This is a genomic window from Leclercia sp. J807, assembly GCF_009734465.1.
In the GTDB taxonomy this organism is placed as follows: domain Bacteria; phylum Pseudomonadota; class Gammaproteobacteria; order Enterobacterales; family Enterobacteriaceae; genus Enterobacter.
Window position 1 is genome coordinate 843,041 of sequence record NZ_CP046446.1, and the last position, 18,416, is coordinate 861,456.

An 18,416-nucleotide genomic window follows, 5' to 3' on the forward strand; every position below is an offset into this window, starting at 1 on the left:
GCTACGCAATAATCTTAAAAGCCGCACCCTGTTGCGGCTTTTTTTATGTCCATGGTTTACCTCAACTATGCTTAGCTAATGTTTTTTAAGGAGGTAAACCGTGAACATCATTGCCATTATGGGGCCGCACGGCGTCTTTTATAAAGACGAACCCATCAAGGAGCTGGAGCAGGCGCTGGCATCGCGCGGGTTTCAACTTATCTGGCCGCAAAACAGCGCCGATCTACTGAAGTTTATTGAACATAACCCCCGTATCTGCGGCGTCATCTTCGACTGGGACGAGTACGATATGGAGTTGTGCAGCGACATCAACCAACTCAATGAATACCTGCCGCTTTACGCCTTTATCAATACTCACTCCACGATGGATATCAGCGCCCAGGATATGCGCATGGCACTGTGGTTCTTCGAGTACTCACTGGGCGTGGCCGAGGATATTGCGACCCGCATTCAGCAATATACCGGCGAGTACCTCGATACCATTACTCCGCCGTTTACCCGCGCCCTTTTCACCTACGTAAAAGAGGGGAAGTACACCTTCTGTACCCCCGGTCATATGGCGGGAACCGCGTATCAGAAAAGCCCGGTGGGCTGTCTGTTCTATGACTTCTTTGGCGGGAACACGCTGAAGGCAGATGTGTCGATCTCGGTGACGGAACTGGGATCGCTGCTGGATCATACCGGCCCACATCTCGAAGCCGAAGAGTATATCGCTCGCACTTTTGGTGCCGAGCAGAGCTATATGGTGACCAACGGTACCTCGACGTCGAACAAGATCGTTGGCATGTACGCCGCGCCGGGCGGCAGCACTTTACTGATCGACCGCAACTGCCATAAATCTCTGGCGCACCTGCTGATGATGAGTGACGTGGTGCCGCTCTGGCTGTCGCCGACCCGCAACGCGCTGGGCATTCTGGGCGGGATCCCGCGCCGGGAATTTTCTCATGCGGCAATAGAGCGCAAAGTGGCAGCCGTGCCGGGCGCAAGCTGGCCGGTTCACGCGGTGATCACCAACTCCACCTACGACGGCCTGCTGTACAACACCAACTGGGTGAAACAGACTCTCGATGTGCCTTCCATCCATTTTGATTCTGCCTGGGTCCCCTATACCAATTTCCATCCGATCTATGCCGGAAAGAGCGGGATGAGCGGTGAACGCCTGCCGGGTAAAGTGTTCTTCGAAACCCAGTCCACGCACAAAATGCTGGCTGCGTTTTCTCAGGCCTCGCTGATCCACATTAAGGGCGAATACGATGAAGATACCTTCAATGAAGCCTTTATGATGCACACCACCACCTCGCCCAGCTATCCGCTGGTGGCTTCCATTGAAACTGCGGCGGCGATGCTGCGCGGTAATCCCGGTAAGCGCCTGATCAACCGCTCCGTTGAGCGCGCCCTGCATTTTCGCAAAGAGGTTCAGCGCCTTAAAGATGAAGCCGACGGCTGGTTCTTCGATATCTGGCAGCCGGACGACATTGACGAAGCTGAATGCTGGCCGGTGGCGCCGGGCGAGAGCTGGCATGGTTTCCGCGATGCCGATGAGGATCATATGTTCCTCGATCCGGTCAAAGTCACCATTCTCACGCCGGGTATGGACGAGCAGGGAGTGATGAGTGAAGAGGGGATCCCCGCGGCGCTGGTGGCGAAATTCCTTGATGAGCGCGGCGTGGTGGTCGAAAAAACCGGGCCGTACAACCTGCTTTTCCTGTTCAGTATCGGTATCGACAAAACCCGGGCGATGGGTTTGCTGCGCGGGTTGATGGAGTTTAAGCGCGCCTACGATCTGAATTTGCGGGTCAAGAACATGCTGCCGGATCTCTATGCTGAAGATCCCGATTTCTACCGCAACATGCGTATTCAGGATCTGGCTAAAGGCATTCACAAGCTCATTCGTCAACACGACTTGCCGCGACTGATGCTGCAGGCGTTTGATGTCCTGCCAGAAATGAAGCTCACCCCGCATCACGCCTGGCAGCGTCAGGTGAAGGGAGAGGTAGAGACGGTCGATCTGGAGGATCTGGTTGGCCGGGTGTCAGCCAATATGATCCTCCCTTATCCTCCTGGTGTGCCGCTGCTTATGCCCGGCGAGATGATCACCGAGAAGAGCAGGGCGGTTCTCGATTTCCTGTTAATGCTCTGCTCGATTGGCCGTCACTATCCCGGTTTTGAAACCGACATCCACGGTGCCAAACGGGATGAAAACGGCATCTACCGGGTACGGGTCTTAAAAGCGTCATGACCCCTTGCACGGCAAGGGGGTTCGGATATAACGTTCAGGCACACCAATAAGGAGAGGCTATGCTGGGTTTAAAGCAGGTTCATCACATTGCAATCATTGCCACCGACTATGCCGCCAGTAAGGCGTTTTACTGCGATACGCTGGGTTTTACCCTGCAAAGTGAGTTTTATCGCGAAGAGCGTGATTCCTGGAAAGGCGACCTGGCGCTGAATGGTCAGTATGTCATTGAGCTCTTTTCGTTCCCTTTCCCGCCGGCGCGTCCGTCCCGGCCCGAAGCCTGCGGTTTACGTCATCTGGCGTTCAGTGTGGATGACATTGACCAGGCGGTAGAGCATCTTGAATCCCACGGTGTTAAGTGCGAAGCCATCCGTATCGATCCCTTCACCGGAAAGCGCTTCACCTTTTTTAACGATCCTGATGGCCTGCCGCTGGAGCTCTACCAGCAGTAACGCTTGCCTCGCCAGGGAATGCCCGGTAACGTGCCGGGCACCTTTCTGGATAAATGACGACGATGACCACAGCCGACCTTCAGCAAGCTCTTCACCCGTACCGCCGACTGCTGGTGGGCTTTAGCGGTGGCCTGGATTCCACCGTATTGCTGCATCAGCTTATGCTGTGGCGGAAACAGGAGCCTGACCTCGAACTGCGTGCTATCCATATCCACCACGGCCTGAGCCCTCACGCCGACAGCTGGGTCGCCCATTGCCAGCACCTGTGCCAGCAGTGGAATATCCCGCTGATCGTGGCGCGGGTAACGCTGGCGGAGGAGGGGCTGGGGCTGGAGGCGCAGGCGCGTAAAGCGCGTTATGCCGCCTTTCGTGAGGCCCTGTTGCCGGATGAAGCGCTGGTCACGGCGCAACATCTGGACGATCAGTGTGAAACCTTTCTGCTGGCGCTAAAGCGCGGCAGCGGCCCGGCAGGGCTGTCGGCCATGCCCGCACGGGCGCGTTTTGCCGGTACTGAACAAATCCGTCCCCTTCTTGGTGAAACGCGAGACTCGCTACTGGTCTGGGCCCAGCGTTGGGATCTGCGCTGGATTGAGGATGAAAGCAACCTGGACGACAGCTATGACCGCAATTTTTTGCGTCTGCGCGTCCTGCCGCTGCTGGCAGAGCGCTGGCCGCATTTTGCTCAGGCCACCTCCCGCAGTGCCACGTTGTGCGCGGAGCAGGAGCACCTGCTGGATGAACTGTTGGCAGATGAGCTTTCAACCTTAGTGTCTCCGGACGGGGCGCTGGCTATCGCGCCGCTGCAGGCGATGAGTACGGTACGCCGGGCCGCGTTGCTGCGCCGATGGCTGGCGCTGCACGGGGCGTTAATGCCGTCACGCGCCATGCTTAATCGCATCTGGGATGAGGTGGTGCTGGCCCGGGAAGATGCGGCACCGCGGCTGCGTTCCGGCGAAGGGGAGATCCGTCGCTTTCGCGGTCAGCTGTGGTGGGTGAAAGTCCACGCCCCGCTGGCCGATCGGGTTATCGACTGGCCGTTGCTGGATCGGCCCCTCTCTCTGCCAGAAGGGCTGGGTACGCTTCATCTCAAGGCGGGGGGCGCTCTTCGACTGCCGCGGGCAGATGAGCCCGTGACGGTGCGCTTTCGCGCCAGCGGTACGCTGCACATTGTCGGGCGAAACGGCGGACGCAAGATCAAAAAAATCTGGCAGGAACTCAACGTTGCGCCCTGGCGTCGGGACAGCACGCCGCTTCTATTCTACGGAGATACGTTGGCGGCGGCGGCGGGGGCGTTTGTAACGCATGAAGGGGCGGCTGAAGCGGATCGGGGTGTAGAGCTGGAGTGGAAAACGTAACGGGCAGCAGACTGCCCGTTACACAGGATCAGGACTCGCTCACCACAACGGTGCCGATTTCGGGATGACTGAAGCTGGCTATTTTATCGAGACGCAGTTCGCGCGTTGCGCCGCCGTCTTCCACAACCAGATACTCCACGTTCTTACGGGAAACCAGATCGTTCGCCTTGGCCTTCAGCACTTCGCCATCTTTTAACGCCAGCGTAAGAAGCAGGTGATGCTGGCAGGCGAGTTCGAGGTTGTCGTAGTCATCGCAGTTAATAGGTTGATAGGTATCATTCATTGACATAATCGCTCACCAGTAAATTCGCAGCAGCATATGCTGCTTTTTCTCTGACCGATTCTGAAAGCGTGTCATCCGACGCCATTTCATTCAGAACTTTCAATACACAGCCCAACGCATCGGGGATATACCCCAGATCGCCGCTGGCAATCTCCGCATACCGTTTGCGAATTAGCTCACAATAATTATCCACATCCCCTCCTGCCAGCGCACTGACTTTACTGTGAGATACCATTAAGCCTACGAAGATAAACTCGGTTTAGCAAGGTGACTATACCATACTCATTTAAGCAATATCAGCAGGTTGATGTCGCAGACATTCTCAAGCCTGTAACAGCCTTTTGGCGGAGATTTCGCTACAATGCGCACCTGATTCGAAAGGAGTTCTCTCATGGCGCTTAAAGCGACAATTTACAAAGCCGCGGTCAATGTGGCGGATTTAGACCGCAATCAGTTTCTGGATGCGACCTTGACGCTGGCGCGTCATCCCTCCGAAACGCAAGAGCGCATGATGCTGCGCCTGCTGGCATGGATTAAGTACGCCAATGAGCGCCTGCAATTTACCCGCGGGTTAAGTGCGGAAGACGAGCCGGAAGCCTGGCTGCTTAACGATCATCTGGGTATCGATCTCTGGATTGAGCTGGGCCTGCCGGATGAGCGTCGCATTAAGAAAGCCTGCACGCAATCTGCTGAAGTGGCGCTCTTTACCTACAACAGCCGCGCAGCGGAGATCTGGTGGCAGCAGAACAAGAATAAGTGCGCCCAGTTTGCCAACCTGTCTGTCTGGTATCTGGATGATGATCAACTGGCTAGGCTGAGCGCATTTGCCGGTCGAACCATGATTCTGCAGGCAACCATTCAGGATGGCGCCATCTGGCTGTCGGATGCTGAGAATAATCTGGAAATTCATCCGGAAGCCTGGCAGTCCCGTTCATGATCGTAGTGTCCCGAACCGTCGCCCTGCCCGATCATGAAGTGGAGATCACCGCGATCCGCGCCCAGGGAGCAGGGGGCCAGCATGTGAACAAAACCTCAACGGCGATTCATCTGCGCTTTGACATTCGGGCATCCAGCCTGCCAGAGTATTATAAAGAGCGCCTGCTCGCCGCCAGCCATCATCTGATCACCTCTGACGGCATCATTATTATCAAGGCGCAGGAATACCGCAGCCAGGAGATGAACCGGGAAGCCGCGCTTGCCCGGCTGGTGGCGGTAATACAAGAGTTAACGGCAGTGCAAAAAAGCCGGCGGGCAACCCGCCCGACACGCGCATCGAAAGAGCGCCGTCTGGCTTCTAAATCACAAAAATCGACCGTCAAAGCACTGCGTGGCAAAGTTCGAGGTCCCCAGGATTAACGGGGAGCAGGCGGGTTGAGAAAAGGAATCTGATGTGAAAACAGCAATATTTTCAGTGGTGGCTGCAGGTGCGCTGGTCATCCTGATGGGATGTCATAACCGGGCAGAAGTACAGGCGCTGGAGCCAGCCCATGAAGAGGCGCTAAAACCGATGCAGCAGAGCTGGCGGGGAGTTTTACCCTGCGCCGATTGCGAAGGTATCGAAACCTCACTGTTTCTGGAAAAAGATGGCACCTGGGTAATGAATCAACATTATCAGGGGGCAAAAGCGCCTTCCTCTTTCGCCAGCTACGGCAGCTGGGCGCGAACAGCGGATAAGCTGGTGCTGACGGATACGCAGGGCGAAAAGCACTATTTCCGGGCGAAAGGCGAAGGGCTGGAGATGCTCGATCGGGAAGGGAATCCGATTGAGTCGCAGTTTAACTACACGCTGGCGCCCGTTAACGCAGCCCTGCCATCAACGCCAATGGCGATGCGCGGCATGTATTTCTATATGGCCGATGCGGCGAGCTTCACCGACTGTGCCACCGGCAAAAAGGTGAGCGTGGCGAATAACGCGCAGCTGGAGCGAGATTACGCGGCGGCGCGCGGAAATGATACGAAACCGGTGCTGCTCACCGTGAACGGACATTTTACTCTTGAGGCCAATCCGGACAGTGTTGAAAAAGTCAAAATGCTGGTACCGGACAGAGACGCCCGCTTTGAAGCGGGCAAAAACTGCGACAGCAAATAGCGACAATAAAAAACCCCGTATCAGCGGGGTTTTTTTATGGCTTACGCCTTGATGGCTTTCACCAGATAATCAAGCACGTCACCGGTTTTGATCATCTGCTTCTCACCGTTACGACGATACTTATACTCGATCTCGTCATTGTCGAGGTTACGATCGCCGATCACGATGGTGTGCGGAATGCCGATCAGCTCCATATCCGCAAACATCACGCCTGGGCGCTCTTTACGATCGTCCATCAGCACTTCGATACCCTGCGCACGCAGCTCGCTGTAGAGTTTTTCCGCCAGCTCCTGCACACGGTAGGACTTATGCATGTTCATCGGCAGGATCGCCACCTGGAACGGAGCGATGTTGTCCGGCCAGACAATGCCACGCTCGTCGTAGTTCTGCTCAATAGCAGCAGCAACCACACGGGTCACCCCAATACCGTAGCAGCCCATGGTCAGGATCTGGTTACGGCCATCTTCACCCTGAACGGCGGCGTTCAGCGCGCGGGAGTATTTATCACCCAACTGGAAGATATGCCCGACTTCGATACCGCGTTTGATCATCAGGGTGCCGTTGCCGTCCGGGCTTGGATCGCCTGCCACCACGTTACGAATATCCGCCACTTCTGGCGTCTCGACGTCGCGATCCCAGTTAATGCCGAAATAGTGTTTGCCGTCGATGTTCGCGCCAGCAGAGAAGTCGCTCATCGCGGCAACCGTGCGGTCAACCACAACAGGAACAGGCATATTCACCGGACCCAGGGAACCCGGGCCGGCGTTGACGACAGCGCGGATTTCCGCTTCCGTTGCGAAGGTTAACGGGCTTGCAACCTGTGGCAGCTTCTCGGCTTTCACTTCGTTCAACTCGTGATCGCCACGGACCAGCAGAGCAACCAGCGGGTAGGCGCTGCCTTCGGTGGATTTCACCAGCAGGGTTTTAACCGTTTTTTCGATCGGCAGATTGAACTGCTCAACCAACTCGGCGATGGTTTTCGCGTTTGGTGTATCAACCAGCTTCATCTCTTCGGTTGCCGCAGCACGCGGTGCTTTTGGCGCCAGAGCTTCTGCAAACTCAATGTTCGCGGCGTAATCAGAGGAGTCAGAGAAGATCACATCGTCTTCACCGCTCTGTGCCAGCACCTGGAACTCATGGGATGCGCTACCGCCGATAGAACCGGTATCAGCCTGAACGGCGCGGAAATCCAGCCCCATGCGGGAGAAGATTTTGCTGTACGCTTCGTACATCTTGTCATAGGTCTCCTGCAGCGATTCCTGAGAAGTGTGGAAAGAGTAAGCATCTTTCATCAGGAATTCGCGAGAGCGCATGACGCCAAAACGTGGACGCACTTCATCACGGAATTTGGTCTGGATCTGGAAGAAGTTCAGCGGCAGCTGCTTGTATGAGCTCAGCTCGTTGCGGATCAGATCGGTAATGACCTCTTCATGCGTTGGGCCGAGAACGAATGGACGATCGCCACGATCGGCAATACGCAGCAGTTCCGGACCATACTGCTCCCAGCGACCACTCTCCTGCCACAGTTCAGAGGGCTGAACTACCGGCATTAACACCTCGATAGCACCGGCGTTATTCATCTCTTCACGCACGATGTTTTCGACTTTTTTCAGGACGCGCACGCCGGTCGGCAACCAGGTGTATAACCCGGAGGCCAGCTTGCGGATCATCCCGGCGCGCAGCATCAGCTGGTGGCTGATCACCTCGGCGTCGGCAGGTGTCTCCTTCAGAGTGGAGAGCAGATATTGGCTAGTACGCATGTTGTTACGGTTCCATTTCGAAGAGTGGAACAGGCTGACCGGCAGCCTGACACAAAAAAAGTGGTTTAGTTTACCAGTGTGGCAAAGATGCCAAAAGAGAAGAGGATAAAATTACTGAGGCTCGAGGGCAAACACTTCGAAGCCGGCCGCGGTAACGCGCCAGCGAACGTTAAAATCCAGCAGCAGGACGGCGTAGGTTTTCCCTGCCTCTTCCTCTTTGCGATAGGCTGGACGGGGATCCTGGGCCAGCACGTCGATGATAAATTCCTGCAGGCGAGGATAGCGCTTTTCCAGCTGGATCAACTGGGGGGTGAGCGCATCGGTAAACCAGACCGGCGTATCTGCCTGGGGGGCCTGCTGGGCGTAGCTGGCACGCGCATCCGGCAAGGCTTCGGCAAAGGGCAGATAAGGTTTGATATCCACTACGGGTGTACCGTCCACCAGATCCAGGCTGCCAAGCTCCAGAATCACCTGATCTTTCTGGCAGCGAATGCCTTTCAGTTCGATGAGCGACATACCGACAGGGTTTGGACGAAAGGTCGAGCGTGTGGCAAACACTCCCATTCGGGCGTTACCGCCGAGACGAGGTGGGCGCACAGTAGGGCGCCAGCCGCCAGCCATGGTCTGATGAAAGATAAACAGCACCCACAGGTGGCTGAACGCTTCCAGTCCGCGCACGGCATCGGCCTGATTATACGGCGCGAGCAAGTGAAGTTCGCCGCTACAGCTTTTCACCAGACCAGGCTGGCGTGGCACGGCAAACTTCTCTTTATAGGGTGAGCGAATAACGCCTATCTGCTCGAACTGGAATGCACTCATTTCGCCGAGACGTTAAGGGCTGAACCTACGCAAACGGCCTGACGATAGCAGCCAGGTGTGCCGCTGGTGACCTCGCAGCTGTGCAGCAGAACCGCATTGGCCTTCATTTTAGAGGCATTGATCTGCATGCGTTTACGCGCAGTAGGAATATTTGGAGGAGAATCCTGGTTGGTAGCCTGGCAAGATTCGCCGGAGACTTCACCCAGATCGCGGAACGGTTTACCCACTAAATCTTCAGCCTTGGTATAGATTCTGACCGGCGCAGGACGTGGTGCTTTTGGCTTTTCAGGCTCCACTTTCGGCGGGGTTGCTGTGCTTTTAACAGGTTCAACAGGAGATCTGCTTAGCATAGAACAACCGCTCAGCATCAGTGCTAAAAGACAGATCGGTAAAGCACGCATATTATTTCCTCAATGAATAATCAAATCGTCAGATATTGAATCAGTTGCCTGCATAAATGACAAGACGGGCTTACGCCCGTCCTGAATGATATTACACAAAGGTAAGATTACCAGCCTTTAACTGCACCACCGTTAAAGACTTTGTTTGCTTCCTGGTAAACTTCATCAGACTGGTAAGCCTGCACGAACTTCTTCACGTTTTCCGCATCTTTGTTATCTTCGCGGGTAACGATCAGGTTAACGTACGGAGAGTCTTTGTCTTCCACGAAGATACCGTCTTTCGCTGGCGTCAGGTTAATCTGGCTGGCGTAAGTGGTGTTGATAACCGCCAGGGCGATCTGCGCATCATCCAGAGAACGTGGCAGCTGTGGCGCTTCCAGTTCAACAATTTTCAGGTTTTTTGGGTTCTCGGTCACATCCAGAACGGTCGGCAGCAGGCCAACACCATCTTTCAGTTTAATCAGACCTACTTTCTGCAGCAGCAGCAGGGAACGACCAAGGTTGGTTGGATCGTTAGGTACTGCTACCTGAGAACCGTCCTGCAGTTCTTCTAATGATTTGATTTTTTTGGAGTAGCCCGCGATTGGGTAAACGAAAGTATTGCCTACCGCAACCAGCTTGTAGCCACGATCTTTGATCTGCTGATCCAGGTACGGTTTGTGCTGGAAGGCGTTAGCATCGATATCGCCTTTGCTCAGCGCTTCGTTAGGCAGAACATAATCGTTGAAAGTCACCAGCTCCACGTCCAGGCCATACTTCTCTTTCGCCACCTTCGCTGCCGTCTCTGCAACCTGCTGCTCCGCACCGACGATAACGCCCACTTTGATGTGGTTTGGATCTTTTTCGTCCTGGCCACAACCTACCAGTGCCAGAGAGCCGATCAGCGCGCCTACCGCAGCAAAGGTCTTAAATTTAAACGCCATGTTTTTATCCTTAACTCGTCGAGTTTGTGTTGTGTAACGTTATTTGTGCGTAACAGCCCGGACGATGCGATCGCCAGAGAATTGAATGAGATAAACCAGTACAACCAGCAGAACCAGCACGGTATTCATAACGGTAGCATTGTAGCCAATGTAACCATACTGATAGCCGATCTGTCCCAGACCGCCGGCGCCTACCGCACCACCCATCGCTGAGTAACCCACCAGAGTAATCAGCGTGATGGTGGCCGCGTTGACCAGACCTGGCAGGGCTTCTGGCAGTAAGACTTTGCGTACAATCTGCATCGGCGTCGCACCCATCGCGCGGGACGCTTCAATCAGCCCCGACGGGATCTCTAACAGCGCGTTCTCAACCATACGGGCGATAAACGGCGCAGCACCCACGGTCAGGGGGACGATGGCAGCCTGCAGGCCAATGGACGTGCCCACAATAACGCGGGTGAAGGGGATCATCCATACCAACAGAATGATGAAGGGAATGGAACGGAAGATGTTCACCAGCGCGGAGAGCGTGCGGTAAAGTTTTGCGTTCTCAATAATCTGACCCGGACGGGTGACGTACAGCAGCACGCCCACCGGCAGGCCAATAACAAAACCGAAGAAGCCGGATACGAAGGTCATCGCCAGCGTTTCCCAAACGCCACGTGCCAGCAACCACATCATTGCCTCAGACATAACCCAGTACCTCAACTTTTACATGATGCTCTTGCAGCCAGGCGATCGCCGCCTGCGTATCTTCTTGCGTACCGTGCATTTCAGTCAGCATGATGCCGAACTTCACGCCACCGGCGTAATCCATCTGCGCGCTAATAATGTTGTTATTCACATTGAAGCGGCGGGCGGTTTCAGACAGCAGCGGGGCATCAACTGACTTGCCGGTAAACTCCATCCGCAGCATCGGAACGCTGTTTGCTTCTGGTTGCGCCTTTAAACGTGCCAGATAGTCTTCCGGAATATCCAGATGCAGCGTGGCCTGAATAAACTGCTGCGCCAGTGGGGTTTTCGGATGCGAGAACACTTCGCTGACGGTGTCTTGTTCAATCAGTTCACCCTGGCTTATCACCGCCACACAGTCGCAGATGCGCTTAACCACATCCATCTCGTGCGTAATAAGGAGAATGGTCAGCCCCAGTCGACGGTTAATGTCCTTTAACAGCTCCAGAATCGAGCGGGTTGTTGCCGGATCCAGGGCGCTGGTGGCTTCGTCACAGAGCAATACTTTTGGGTTGCTGGCCAGCGCACGCGCAATCGCCACGCGCTGTTTTTGTCCGCCGGACAAGTTGGCCGGGAAGGTGTCGTGCTTCTCGCTCAGACCGACCAGATCCAGCAGTTCGGTAACGCGACGTTTAATTTCGTCTTTGGGCGTGTTATCCAGCTCCAGCGGCAGGGCAACGTTGCCAAACACGGTGCGCGAAGAGAGCAGGTTAAAGTGCTGGAAGATCATGCCAATCTGGCGGCGGGCTTTAGTCAGTTCTGCTTCTGAAAGCGTGGTCAGTTCCGTACCATCAACCTGAACGTGACCTTCGGTCGGGCGTTCAAGCAAGTTAACGCAACGAATGAGCGTACTTTTACCTGCACCTGAGGCGCCAATGACGCCATAAATCTGTCCAGCCGGAACATGCAGGCTAACGTTGTTCAACGCCTGAATGGTACGGTTCCCTTGCTGGAACACTTTGGTGATATTCGAAAGTTTAATCATTAGATTATTTTTATCGTATGTAAGTTAGCCGTGGCATTTTCTGCTGCCTGATACGGGCGATGACCGTCAACAAAACGGATGTTAAGGCATCCAGACGTCTAAATCAATCCAACTCTGCGCGATGAGCACTTTCTTGCGCAGTGAAACATGAGATACTACGCAGACATCCCTATTCAGGAGCAAACCGGTGGCAAAATCAGTACCCGCAATTTTTCTCGATCGTGACGGCACAATTAATGTCGATCATGGTTATGTGCATGAGATAGACGAATTTGAATTCATTGATGGCGTTATTGAAGCCATGCGTGAATTAAAAGAGATGGGATTTGCGCTGGTGGTCGTCACCAACCAGTCAGGCATCGCGCGCGGTAAATTCACCGAAGCACAATTTGAGACCTTAACGGAATGGATGGACTGGTCACTGGCGGATCGCGGCGTTGATCTGGACGGTATCTATTATTGTCCACATCACCCACAGGGAACCGTAGACGAGTATCGCCAGACCTGTGATTGCCGAAAACCACACCCGGGTATGCTCACTTCCGCACAAGAGTTCCTTCATATAGATATGAACGCTTCATATATGGTGGGCGATAAACTGGAAGATATGCAGGCAGCTGCCGCGGCAGGCGTGGGTCATAAAATTCTTGTGCGTACTGGTAAGCCTGTCACGCCTGAAGCGGAAAATGCAGCGGATTGCGTGATTAATAGTCTGGCAGTGCTGCCGGCAACCATCAAAAAGCAGCAAAACCAGGCATAATGGCGAAAAGGTGAGCGGTTGAAATAAAATTGTCGTTTTCCGCTTGTCAGCGCCGGAGAACTCCCTATAATGCGCCTCCATCGACACGGCGGATGTGAATCACTTCACACTAACAGCCGGGCCGGTTGAAGAGAAAAGCGAAAATAATCGCTTGACTCTGAAAGAGGAAAGCGTAATATACGCCACCTTGCAACGGTGAGCGAAAGCCGCGTTGCACTGCTCTTTAACAATTTATCAGACAATCTGTGTGGGCACTCAAAGTGACATGGATTCTTAACGTCCTCGGACGAAAAATGAATACCAAGTCTCTGAGTGAACACGTAATTCATTACGAAGTTTAATTCACGAGCATCAAACTTAAATTGAAGAGTTTGATCATGGCTCAGATTGAACGCTGGCGGCAGGCCTAACACATGCAAGTCGAACGGTAGCACAGAGAGCTTGCTCTCGGGTGACGAGTGGCGGACGGGTGAGTAATGTCTGGGAAACTGCCTGATGGAGGGGGATAACTACTGGAAACGGTAGCTAATACCGCATAACGTCGCAAGACCAAAGAGGGGGACCTTCGGGCCTCTTGCCATCGGATGTGCCCAGATGGGATTAGCTAGTAGGTGGGGTAATGGCTCACCTAGGCGACGATCCCTAGCTGGTCTGAGAGGATGACCAGCCACACTGGAACTGAGACACGGTCCAGACTCCTACGGGAGGCAGCAGTGGGGAATATTGCACAATGGGCGCAAGCCTGATGCAGCCATGCCGCGTGTATGAAGAAGGCCTTCGGGTTGTAAAGTACTTTCAGCGAGGAGGAAGGCATTGTGGTTAATAACCGCAGTGATTGACGTTACTCGCAGAAGAAGCACCGGCTAACTCCGTGCCAGCAGCCGCGGTAATACGGAGGGTGCAAGCGTTAATCGGAATTACTGGGCGTAAAGCGCACGCAGGCGGTCTGTTAAGTCAGATGTGAAATCCCCGGGCTCAACCTGGGAACTGCATTTGAAACTGGCAGGCTTGAGTCTTGTAGAGGGGGGTAGAATTCCAGGTGTAGCGGTGAAATGCGTAGAGATCTGGAGGAATACCGGTGGCGAAGGCGGCCCCCTGGACAAAGACTGACGCTCAGGTGCGAAAGCGTGGGGAGCAAACAGGATTAGATACCCTGGTAGTCCACGCCGTAAACGATGTCGACTTGGAGGTTGTGCCCTTGAGGCGTGGCTTCCGGAGCTAACGCGTTAAGTCGACCGCCTGGGGAGTACGGCCGCAAGGTTAAAACTCAAATGAATTGACGGGGGCCCGCACAAGCGGTGGAGCATGTGGTTTAATTCGATGCAACGCGAAGAACCTTACCTACTCTTGACATCCAGAGAACTTGCCAGAGATGGCTTGGTGCCTTCGGGAACTCTGAGACAGGTGCTGCATGGCTGTCGTCAGCTCGTGTTGTGAAATGTTGGGTTAAGTCCCGCAACGAGCGCAACCCTTATCCTTTGTTGCCAGCGGCTAGGCCGGGAACTCAAAGGAGACTGCCAGTGATAAACTGGAGGAAGGTGGGGATGACGTCAAGTCATCATGGCCCTTACGAGTAGGGCTACACACGTGCTACAATGGCGCATACAAAGAGAAGCGACCTCGCGAGAGCAAGCGGACCTCATAAAGTGCGTCGTAGTCCGGATTGGAGTCTGCAACTCGACTCCATGAAGTCGGAATCGCTAGTAATCGTAGATCAGAATGCTACGGTGAATACGTTCCCGGGCCTTGTACACACCGCCCGTCACACCATGGGAGTGGGTTGCAAAAGAAGTAGGTAGCTTAACCTTCGGGAGGGCGCTTACCACTTTGTGATTCATGACTGGGGTGAAGTCGTAACAAGGTAACCGTAGGGGAACCTGCGGTTGGATCACCTCCTTACCTTAAAGAACCTGCCTTTGCAGTGCTCACACAGATTGTCTGATGAAAATTAGCAGTAAAAAATCTCTGCAGGCTTGTAGCTCAGGTGGTTAGAGCGCACCCCTGATAAGGGTGAGGTCGGTGGTTCAAGTCCACTCAGGCCTACCAAATTTGCGATGCAAATTTGAAGAGATTGACCACGATGGGGCTATAGCTCAGCTGGGAGAGCGCCTGCCTTGCACGCAGGAGGTCTGCGGTTCGATCCCGCATAGCTCCACCATCTTTACTGCACAACCTGAAAACTTCAGAGTGTACCTGCGAAGGTGCGCTGCGAAGTTTTGCTCTTTAAAAATCTGGATCAAGCTGAAAATTGAAACGACACACGTTAAGTGTGTTCGAGTCTCTCAAATTTTCACAACGCGAAGTGAAACAGCTTCGGGTTGTGAGGTTAAGCGACTAAGCGTACACGGTGGATGCCCTGGCAGTCAGAGGCGATGAAGGACGTGCTAATCTGCGAAAAGCGCCGGCGAGGTGATATGAACCCTTGACCCGGCGATGTCCGAATGGGGAAACCCAGTGTGATTCGTCACACTATCGTTAGCTGAATACATAGGCTAACGAGGCGAACCGGGGGAACTGAAACATCTAAGTACCCCGAGGAAAAGAAATCAACCGAGATTCCCCCAGTAGCGGCGAGCGAACGGGGAGCAGCCCGGAGTCTGAATCAGCTTGTGTGTTAGTGGAAGCGTCTGGAAAGTCGCAGGGTACAGGGTGATACTCCCGTACACGAAAGCACACATGCTGTGAACTCGAAGAGTAGGGCGGGACACGTGGTATCCTGTCTGAATATGGGGGGACCATCCTCCAAGGCTAAATACTCCTGACTGACCGATAGTGAACCAGTACCGTGAGGGAAAGGCGAAAAGAACCCCGGCGAGGGGAGTGAAAAAGAACCTGAAACCGTGTACGTACAAGCAGTGGGAGCACCTTCGGGTGTGACTGCGTACCTTTTGTATAATGGGTCAGCGACTTATATTCTGTAGCAAGGTTAACCGTATAGGGGAGCCGAAGGGAAACCGAGTCTTAACTGGGCGTTAAGTTGCAGGGTATAGACCCGAAACCCGGTGATCTAGCCATGGGCAGGTTGAAGGTTGGGTAACACTAACTGGAGGACCGAACCGACTAATGTTGAAAAATTAGCGGATGACCTGTGGCTGGGGGTGAAAGGCCAATCAAACCGGGAGATAGCTGGTTCTCCCCGAAAGCTATTTAGGTAGCGCCTCGTGAATTCATCCTCGGGGGTAGAGCACTGTTTCGGCTAGGGGGCCATCCCGGCTTACCAACCCGATGCAAACTGCGAATACCGAGGAATGTTATCACGGGAGACACACGGCGGGTGCTAACGTCCGTCGTGAAGAGGGAAACAACCCAGACCGCCAGCTAAGGTCCCAAAGTCATGGTTAAGTGGGAAACGATGTGGGAAGGCACAGACAGCCAGGATGTTGGCTTAGAAGCAGCCATCATTTAAAGAAAGCGTAATAGCTCACTGGTCGAGTCGGCCTGCGCGGAAGATGTAACGGGGCTAAACCATGCACCGAAGCTGCGGCAGCGACACTATGTGTTGTTGGGTAGGGGAGCGTTCTGTAAGCCTGCGAAGGTGTGCTGTGAGGCATGCTGGAGGTATCAGAAGTGCGAATGCTGACATAAGTAACGATAAAGCGGGTGAAAAGCCCGCTCGCCGGAAGACCAAGGGTTCCTGTCCAACGTTAATCGGGGCAGGGTGAGTCGACCCCTAAGGCGAGGCCGAAAGGCGTAGTCGATGGGAAACAGGTTAATATTCCTGTACTCGGTGTTACTGCGAAGGGGGGACGGAGAAGGCTATGTTGGCCGGGCGACGGTTGTCCCGGTTTAAGCATGTAGGCGGAGGTTCCAGGTAAATCCGGTACCTTTTAACGCTGAGGTGTGATGACGAGGCACTACGGTGCTGAAGCAACAAATGCCCTGCTTCCAGGAAAAGCCTCTAAGCATCAGGTAACATCAAATCGTACCCCAAACCGACACAGGTGGTCAGGTAGAGAATACCAAGGCGCTTGAGAGAACTCGGGTGAAGGAACTAGGCAAAATGGTGCCGTAACTTCGGGAGAAGGCACGCTGATATGTAGGTGAAGCCCCTGCGGGTGGAGCTGAAATCAGTCGAAGATACCAGCTGGCTGCAACTGTTTATTAAAAACACAGCACTGTGCAAACACGAAAGTGGACGTATACGGTGTGACGCCTGCCCGGTGCCGGAAGGTTAATTGATGGGGTTAGCGGCAACGCGAAGCTCTTGATCGAAGCCCCGGTAAACGGCGGCCGTAACTATAACGGTCCTAAGGTAGCGAAATTCCTTGTCGGGTAAGTTCCGACCTGCACGAATGGCGTAATGATGGCCAGGCTGTCTCCACCCGAGACTCAGTGAAATTGAAATCGCTGTGAAGATGCAGTGTACCCGCGGCAAGACGGAAAGACCCCGTGAACCTTTACTATAGCTTGACACTGAACACTGGTCCTTGATGTGTAGGATAGGTGGGAGGCTTTGAAGTGTGGACGCCAGTCTGCATGGAGCCGTCCTTGAAATACCACCCTTTAATGGCTGGTGTTCTAACGTGGACCCGTAATCCGGGTTGCGGACAGTGTCTGGTGGGTAGTTTGACTGGGGCGGTCTCCTCCTAAAGAGTAACGGAGGAGCACGAAGGTCAGCTAATCCTGGTCGGACATCAGGAGGTTAGTGCAATGGCATAAGCTGGCTTGACTGCGAGAGTGACGGCTCGAGCAGGTGCGAAAGCAGGTCATAGTGATCCGGTGGTTCTGTATGGAAGGGCCATCGCTCAACGGATAAAAGGTACTCCGGGGATAACAGGCTGATACCGCCCAAGAGTTCATATCGACGGCGGTGTTTGGCACCTCGATGTCGGCTCATCACATCCTGGGGCTGAAGTAGGTCCCAAGGGTATGGCTGTTCGCCATTTAAAGTGGTACGCGAGCTGGGTTTAGAACGTCGTGAGACAGTTCGGTCCCTATCTGCCGTGGGCGCTGGAGAATTGAGGGGGGCTGCTCCTAGTACGAGAGGACCGGAGTGGACGCATCACTGGTGTTCGGGTTGTCATGCCAATGGCACTGCCCGGTAGCTAAATGCGGAAGAGATAAGTGCTGAAAGCATCTAAGCACGAAACTTGCCCCGAGATGAGTTCTCCCTGACCCTTTGAGGGTCCTGAAGGAACGTTGAAGACGACGACGTTGATAGGCCGGGTGTGTAAGCGCAGCGATGCGTTGAGCTAACCGGTACTAATGAACCGTGAGGCTTAACCTTACAACGCCGAAGCTGTTTCGGTGGGTTTGAGAGATTTTCAGCTGATACAGATTACAGAATTTGCCTGGCGGCTGTAGCGCGGTGGTCCCACCTGACCCCATGCCGAACTCAGAAGTGAAACGCCGTAGCGCCGATGGTAGTGTGGGGCCTCCCCATGCGAGAGTAGGGAACTGCCAGGCATCAAATTACGTAATAAACCAGAACAATATCTGGTAATTACAAAAAATACGGTGGAGCGGTAGTTCAGTCGGTTAGAATACCTGCCTGTCACGCAGGGGGTCGCGGGTTCGAGTCCCGTCCGTTCCGCCACTTATTAAGAAGCCCTGAGCTCACGCTCAGGGCTTTTTTCTTGCCTGTTGTTTGATTATTGCTGTAAACGCAAAAATCCTCTGCT

15 protein-coding genes, 3 tRNA genes and 3 rRNA genes are annotated in these 18,416 nt (G+C 54.2%); 13 read left to right on the top strand and 8 right to left on the bottom strand.

What is annotated here, in order from left to right:
- Window positions 1–100: 100 nt before the first annotated feature.
- The 3 genes from GNG26_RS03880 to tilS all read left to right on the top strand — a co-directional run bounded on the left by GNG26_RS03880 (window position 101) and on the right by tilS (window position 4,043).
- Window positions 101–2,239, top strand: a complete 2,139-nt coding sequence (locus tag GNG26_RS03880; protein ID WP_114387905.1) for a lysine decarboxylase LdcC — start codon at window positions 101–103, stop codon at window positions 2,237–2,239.
- A 59-nt stretch (window positions 2,240–2,298) separates the two neighbouring features.
- Window positions 2,299–2,688: a VOC family protein gene (locus GNG26_RS03885; protein WP_103178348.1), complete on the top strand. Its 390-nt coding sequence runs from the start codon at window positions 2,299–2,301 to the stop codon at window positions 2,686–2,688.
- A 62-nt stretch (window positions 2,689–2,750) separates the two neighbouring features.
- Entirely contained in the window at window positions 2,751–4,043 is a 1,293-nt protein-coding gene (tilS, locus tag GNG26_RS03890; protein ID WP_156237848.1) for a tRNA lysidine(34) synthetase TilS, read from the top strand.
- Between the two features lie 28 nt (window positions 4,044–4,071).
- Here tilS and rof read toward each other — a convergent pair whose 3' ends face one another.
- The gene (gene rof, locus GNG26_RS03895; RefSeq protein ID WP_039030294.1) at window positions 4,072–4,332 is read right to left on the bottom strand and encodes a Rho-binding antiterminator; all 261 of its coding nucleotides are present in this window, start codon (window positions 4,330–4,332) and stop codon (window positions 4,072–4,074) included.
- The gene (locus GNG26_RS03900; protein ID WP_103178351.1) at window positions 4,319–4,519 is read right to left on the bottom strand and encodes a YaeP family protein; all 201 of its coding nucleotides are present in this window, start codon (window positions 4,517–4,519) and stop codon (window positions 4,319–4,321) included. The genes rof and GNG26_RS03900 overlap by 14 nt, the downstream gene beginning before the upstream one ends.
- A 198-nt stretch (window positions 4,520–4,717) precedes the next feature.
- On the opposite strand from GNG26_RS03900, the gene GNG26_RS03905 reads away from it, so the two are divergent.
- The 3 genes from GNG26_RS03905 to nlpE are packed head-to-tail and all read left to right on the top strand — an operon-like array spanning window position 4,718 to window position 6,415.
- On the top strand, window positions 4,718–5,263 hold the full coding sequence (locus tag GNG26_RS03905; protein ID WP_156237849.1) for a YaeQ family protein: 546 nt from the start codon (window positions 4,718–4,720) through the stop codon (window positions 5,261–5,263).
- Complete coding sequence (arfB, locus tag GNG26_RS03910) at window positions 5,260–5,682, top strand: alternative ribosome rescue aminoacyl-tRNA hydrolase ArfB (protein WP_103178353.1); 423 nt, start codon at window positions 5,260–5,262, stop codon at window positions 5,680–5,682. Before GNG26_RS03905 ends, arfB begins: the two co-directional genes overlap by 4 nt.
- A 34-nt stretch (window positions 5,683–5,716) precedes the next feature.
- Entirely contained in the window at window positions 5,717–6,415 is a 699-nt protein-coding gene (nlpE, locus tag GNG26_RS03915; protein WP_156237850.1) for an envelope stress response activation lipoprotein NlpE, read from the top strand.
- Between the two features lie 41 nt (window positions 6,416–6,456).
- Here nlpE and proS read toward each other — a convergent pair whose 3' ends face one another.
- The 6 genes from proS to metN all read right to left on the bottom strand — a co-directional run bounded on the left by proS (window position 6,457) and on the right by metN (window position 12,035).
- Complete coding sequence (proS, locus tag GNG26_RS03920) at window positions 6,457–8,175, bottom strand: proline--tRNA ligase (protein ID WP_156237851.1); 1,719 nt, start codon at window positions 8,173–8,175, stop codon at window positions 6,457–6,459.
- A gap of 111 nt (window positions 8,176–8,286) precedes the next feature.
- Window positions 8,287–8,994 (bottom strand): tRNA (N6-threonylcarbamoyladenosine(37)-N6)-methyltransferase TrmO, encoded by a 708-nt coding sequence (gene tsaA / locus GNG26_RS03925; protein ID WP_156237852.1) that lies wholly within the window; start codon window positions 8,992–8,994, stop codon window positions 8,287–8,289.
- Window positions 8,991–9,395 (bottom strand): Rcs stress response system protein RcsF, encoded by a 405-nt coding sequence (gene rcsF, locus GNG26_RS03930; protein WP_103178358.1) that lies wholly within the window; start codon window positions 9,393–9,395, stop codon window positions 8,991–8,993. The genes tsaA and rcsF overlap by 4 nt, the downstream gene beginning before the upstream one ends.
- 107 nt (window positions 9,396–9,502) lie before the next feature.
- Window positions 9,503–10,318 (bottom strand): methionine ABC transporter substrate-binding lipoprotein MetQ, encoded by an 816-nt coding sequence (metQ, locus tag GNG26_RS03935; RefSeq protein ID WP_039030286.1) that lies wholly within the window; start codon window positions 10,316–10,318, stop codon window positions 9,503–9,505.
- 39 nt (window positions 10,319–10,357) lie between these two features.
- Window positions 10,358–11,011 (bottom strand): methionine ABC transporter permease MetI, encoded by a 654-nt coding sequence (locus tag GNG26_RS03940; RefSeq protein WP_039030285.1) that lies wholly within the window; start codon window positions 11,009–11,011, stop codon window positions 10,358–10,360.
- Window positions 11,004–12,035 (bottom strand): methionine ABC transporter ATP-binding protein MetN, encoded by a 1,032-nt coding sequence (metN, locus tag GNG26_RS03945; RefSeq protein WP_103178359.1) that lies wholly within the window; start codon window positions 12,033–12,035, stop codon window positions 11,004–11,006. Before metN ends, GNG26_RS03940 begins: the two co-directional genes overlap by 8 nt.
- A gap of 187 nt (window positions 12,036–12,222) precedes the next feature.
- Here metN and gmhB point away from each other — a divergent pair, with 187 nt between their 5' ends.
- From gmhB to GNG26_RS03980, 7 genes are all read left to right on the top strand, one after another.
- Window positions 12,223–12,795 carry a D-glycero-beta-D-manno-heptose 1,7-bisphosphate 7-phosphatase gene (gmhB, locus tag GNG26_RS03950; protein WP_156237853.1) on the top strand — a complete coding sequence of 191 codons (573 nt, stop codon included), beginning with the start codon at window positions 12,223–12,225 and terminating at the stop codon, window positions 12,793–12,795.
- A gap of 359 nt (window positions 12,796–13,154) precedes the next feature.
- Window positions 13,155–14,694 (top strand): 16S ribosomal RNA (locus GNG26_RS03955).
- A gap of 70 nt (window positions 14,695–14,764) precedes the next feature.
- A tRNA-Ile gene (locus GNG26_RS03960) sits at window positions 14,765–14,841 on the top strand.
- Between the two features lie 36 nt (window positions 14,842–14,877).
- Window positions 14,878–14,953 (top strand) — tRNA-Ala (locus GNG26_RS03965).
- A 166-nt stretch (window positions 14,954–15,119) separates the two neighbouring features.
- Window positions 15,120–18,022: ribosomal RNA gene (locus tag GNG26_RS03970) — 23S ribosomal RNA — on the top strand.
- Window positions 18,023–18,085: 63 nt separating this feature from the next.
- A 5S ribosomal RNA gene (rrf, locus tag GNG26_RS03975) occupies window positions 18,086–18,201 on the top strand.
- Together the 16S, 23S and 5S rRNA genes with 3 tRNA genes alongside form the textbook arrangement of a ribosomal RNA operon.
- A 53-nt stretch (window positions 18,202–18,254) precedes the next feature.
- Window positions 18,255–18,331: transfer RNA gene (locus GNG26_RS03980), tRNA-Asp, on the top strand.
- The last annotated feature ends 85 nt before the right edge of the window (window positions 18,332–18,416 follow it).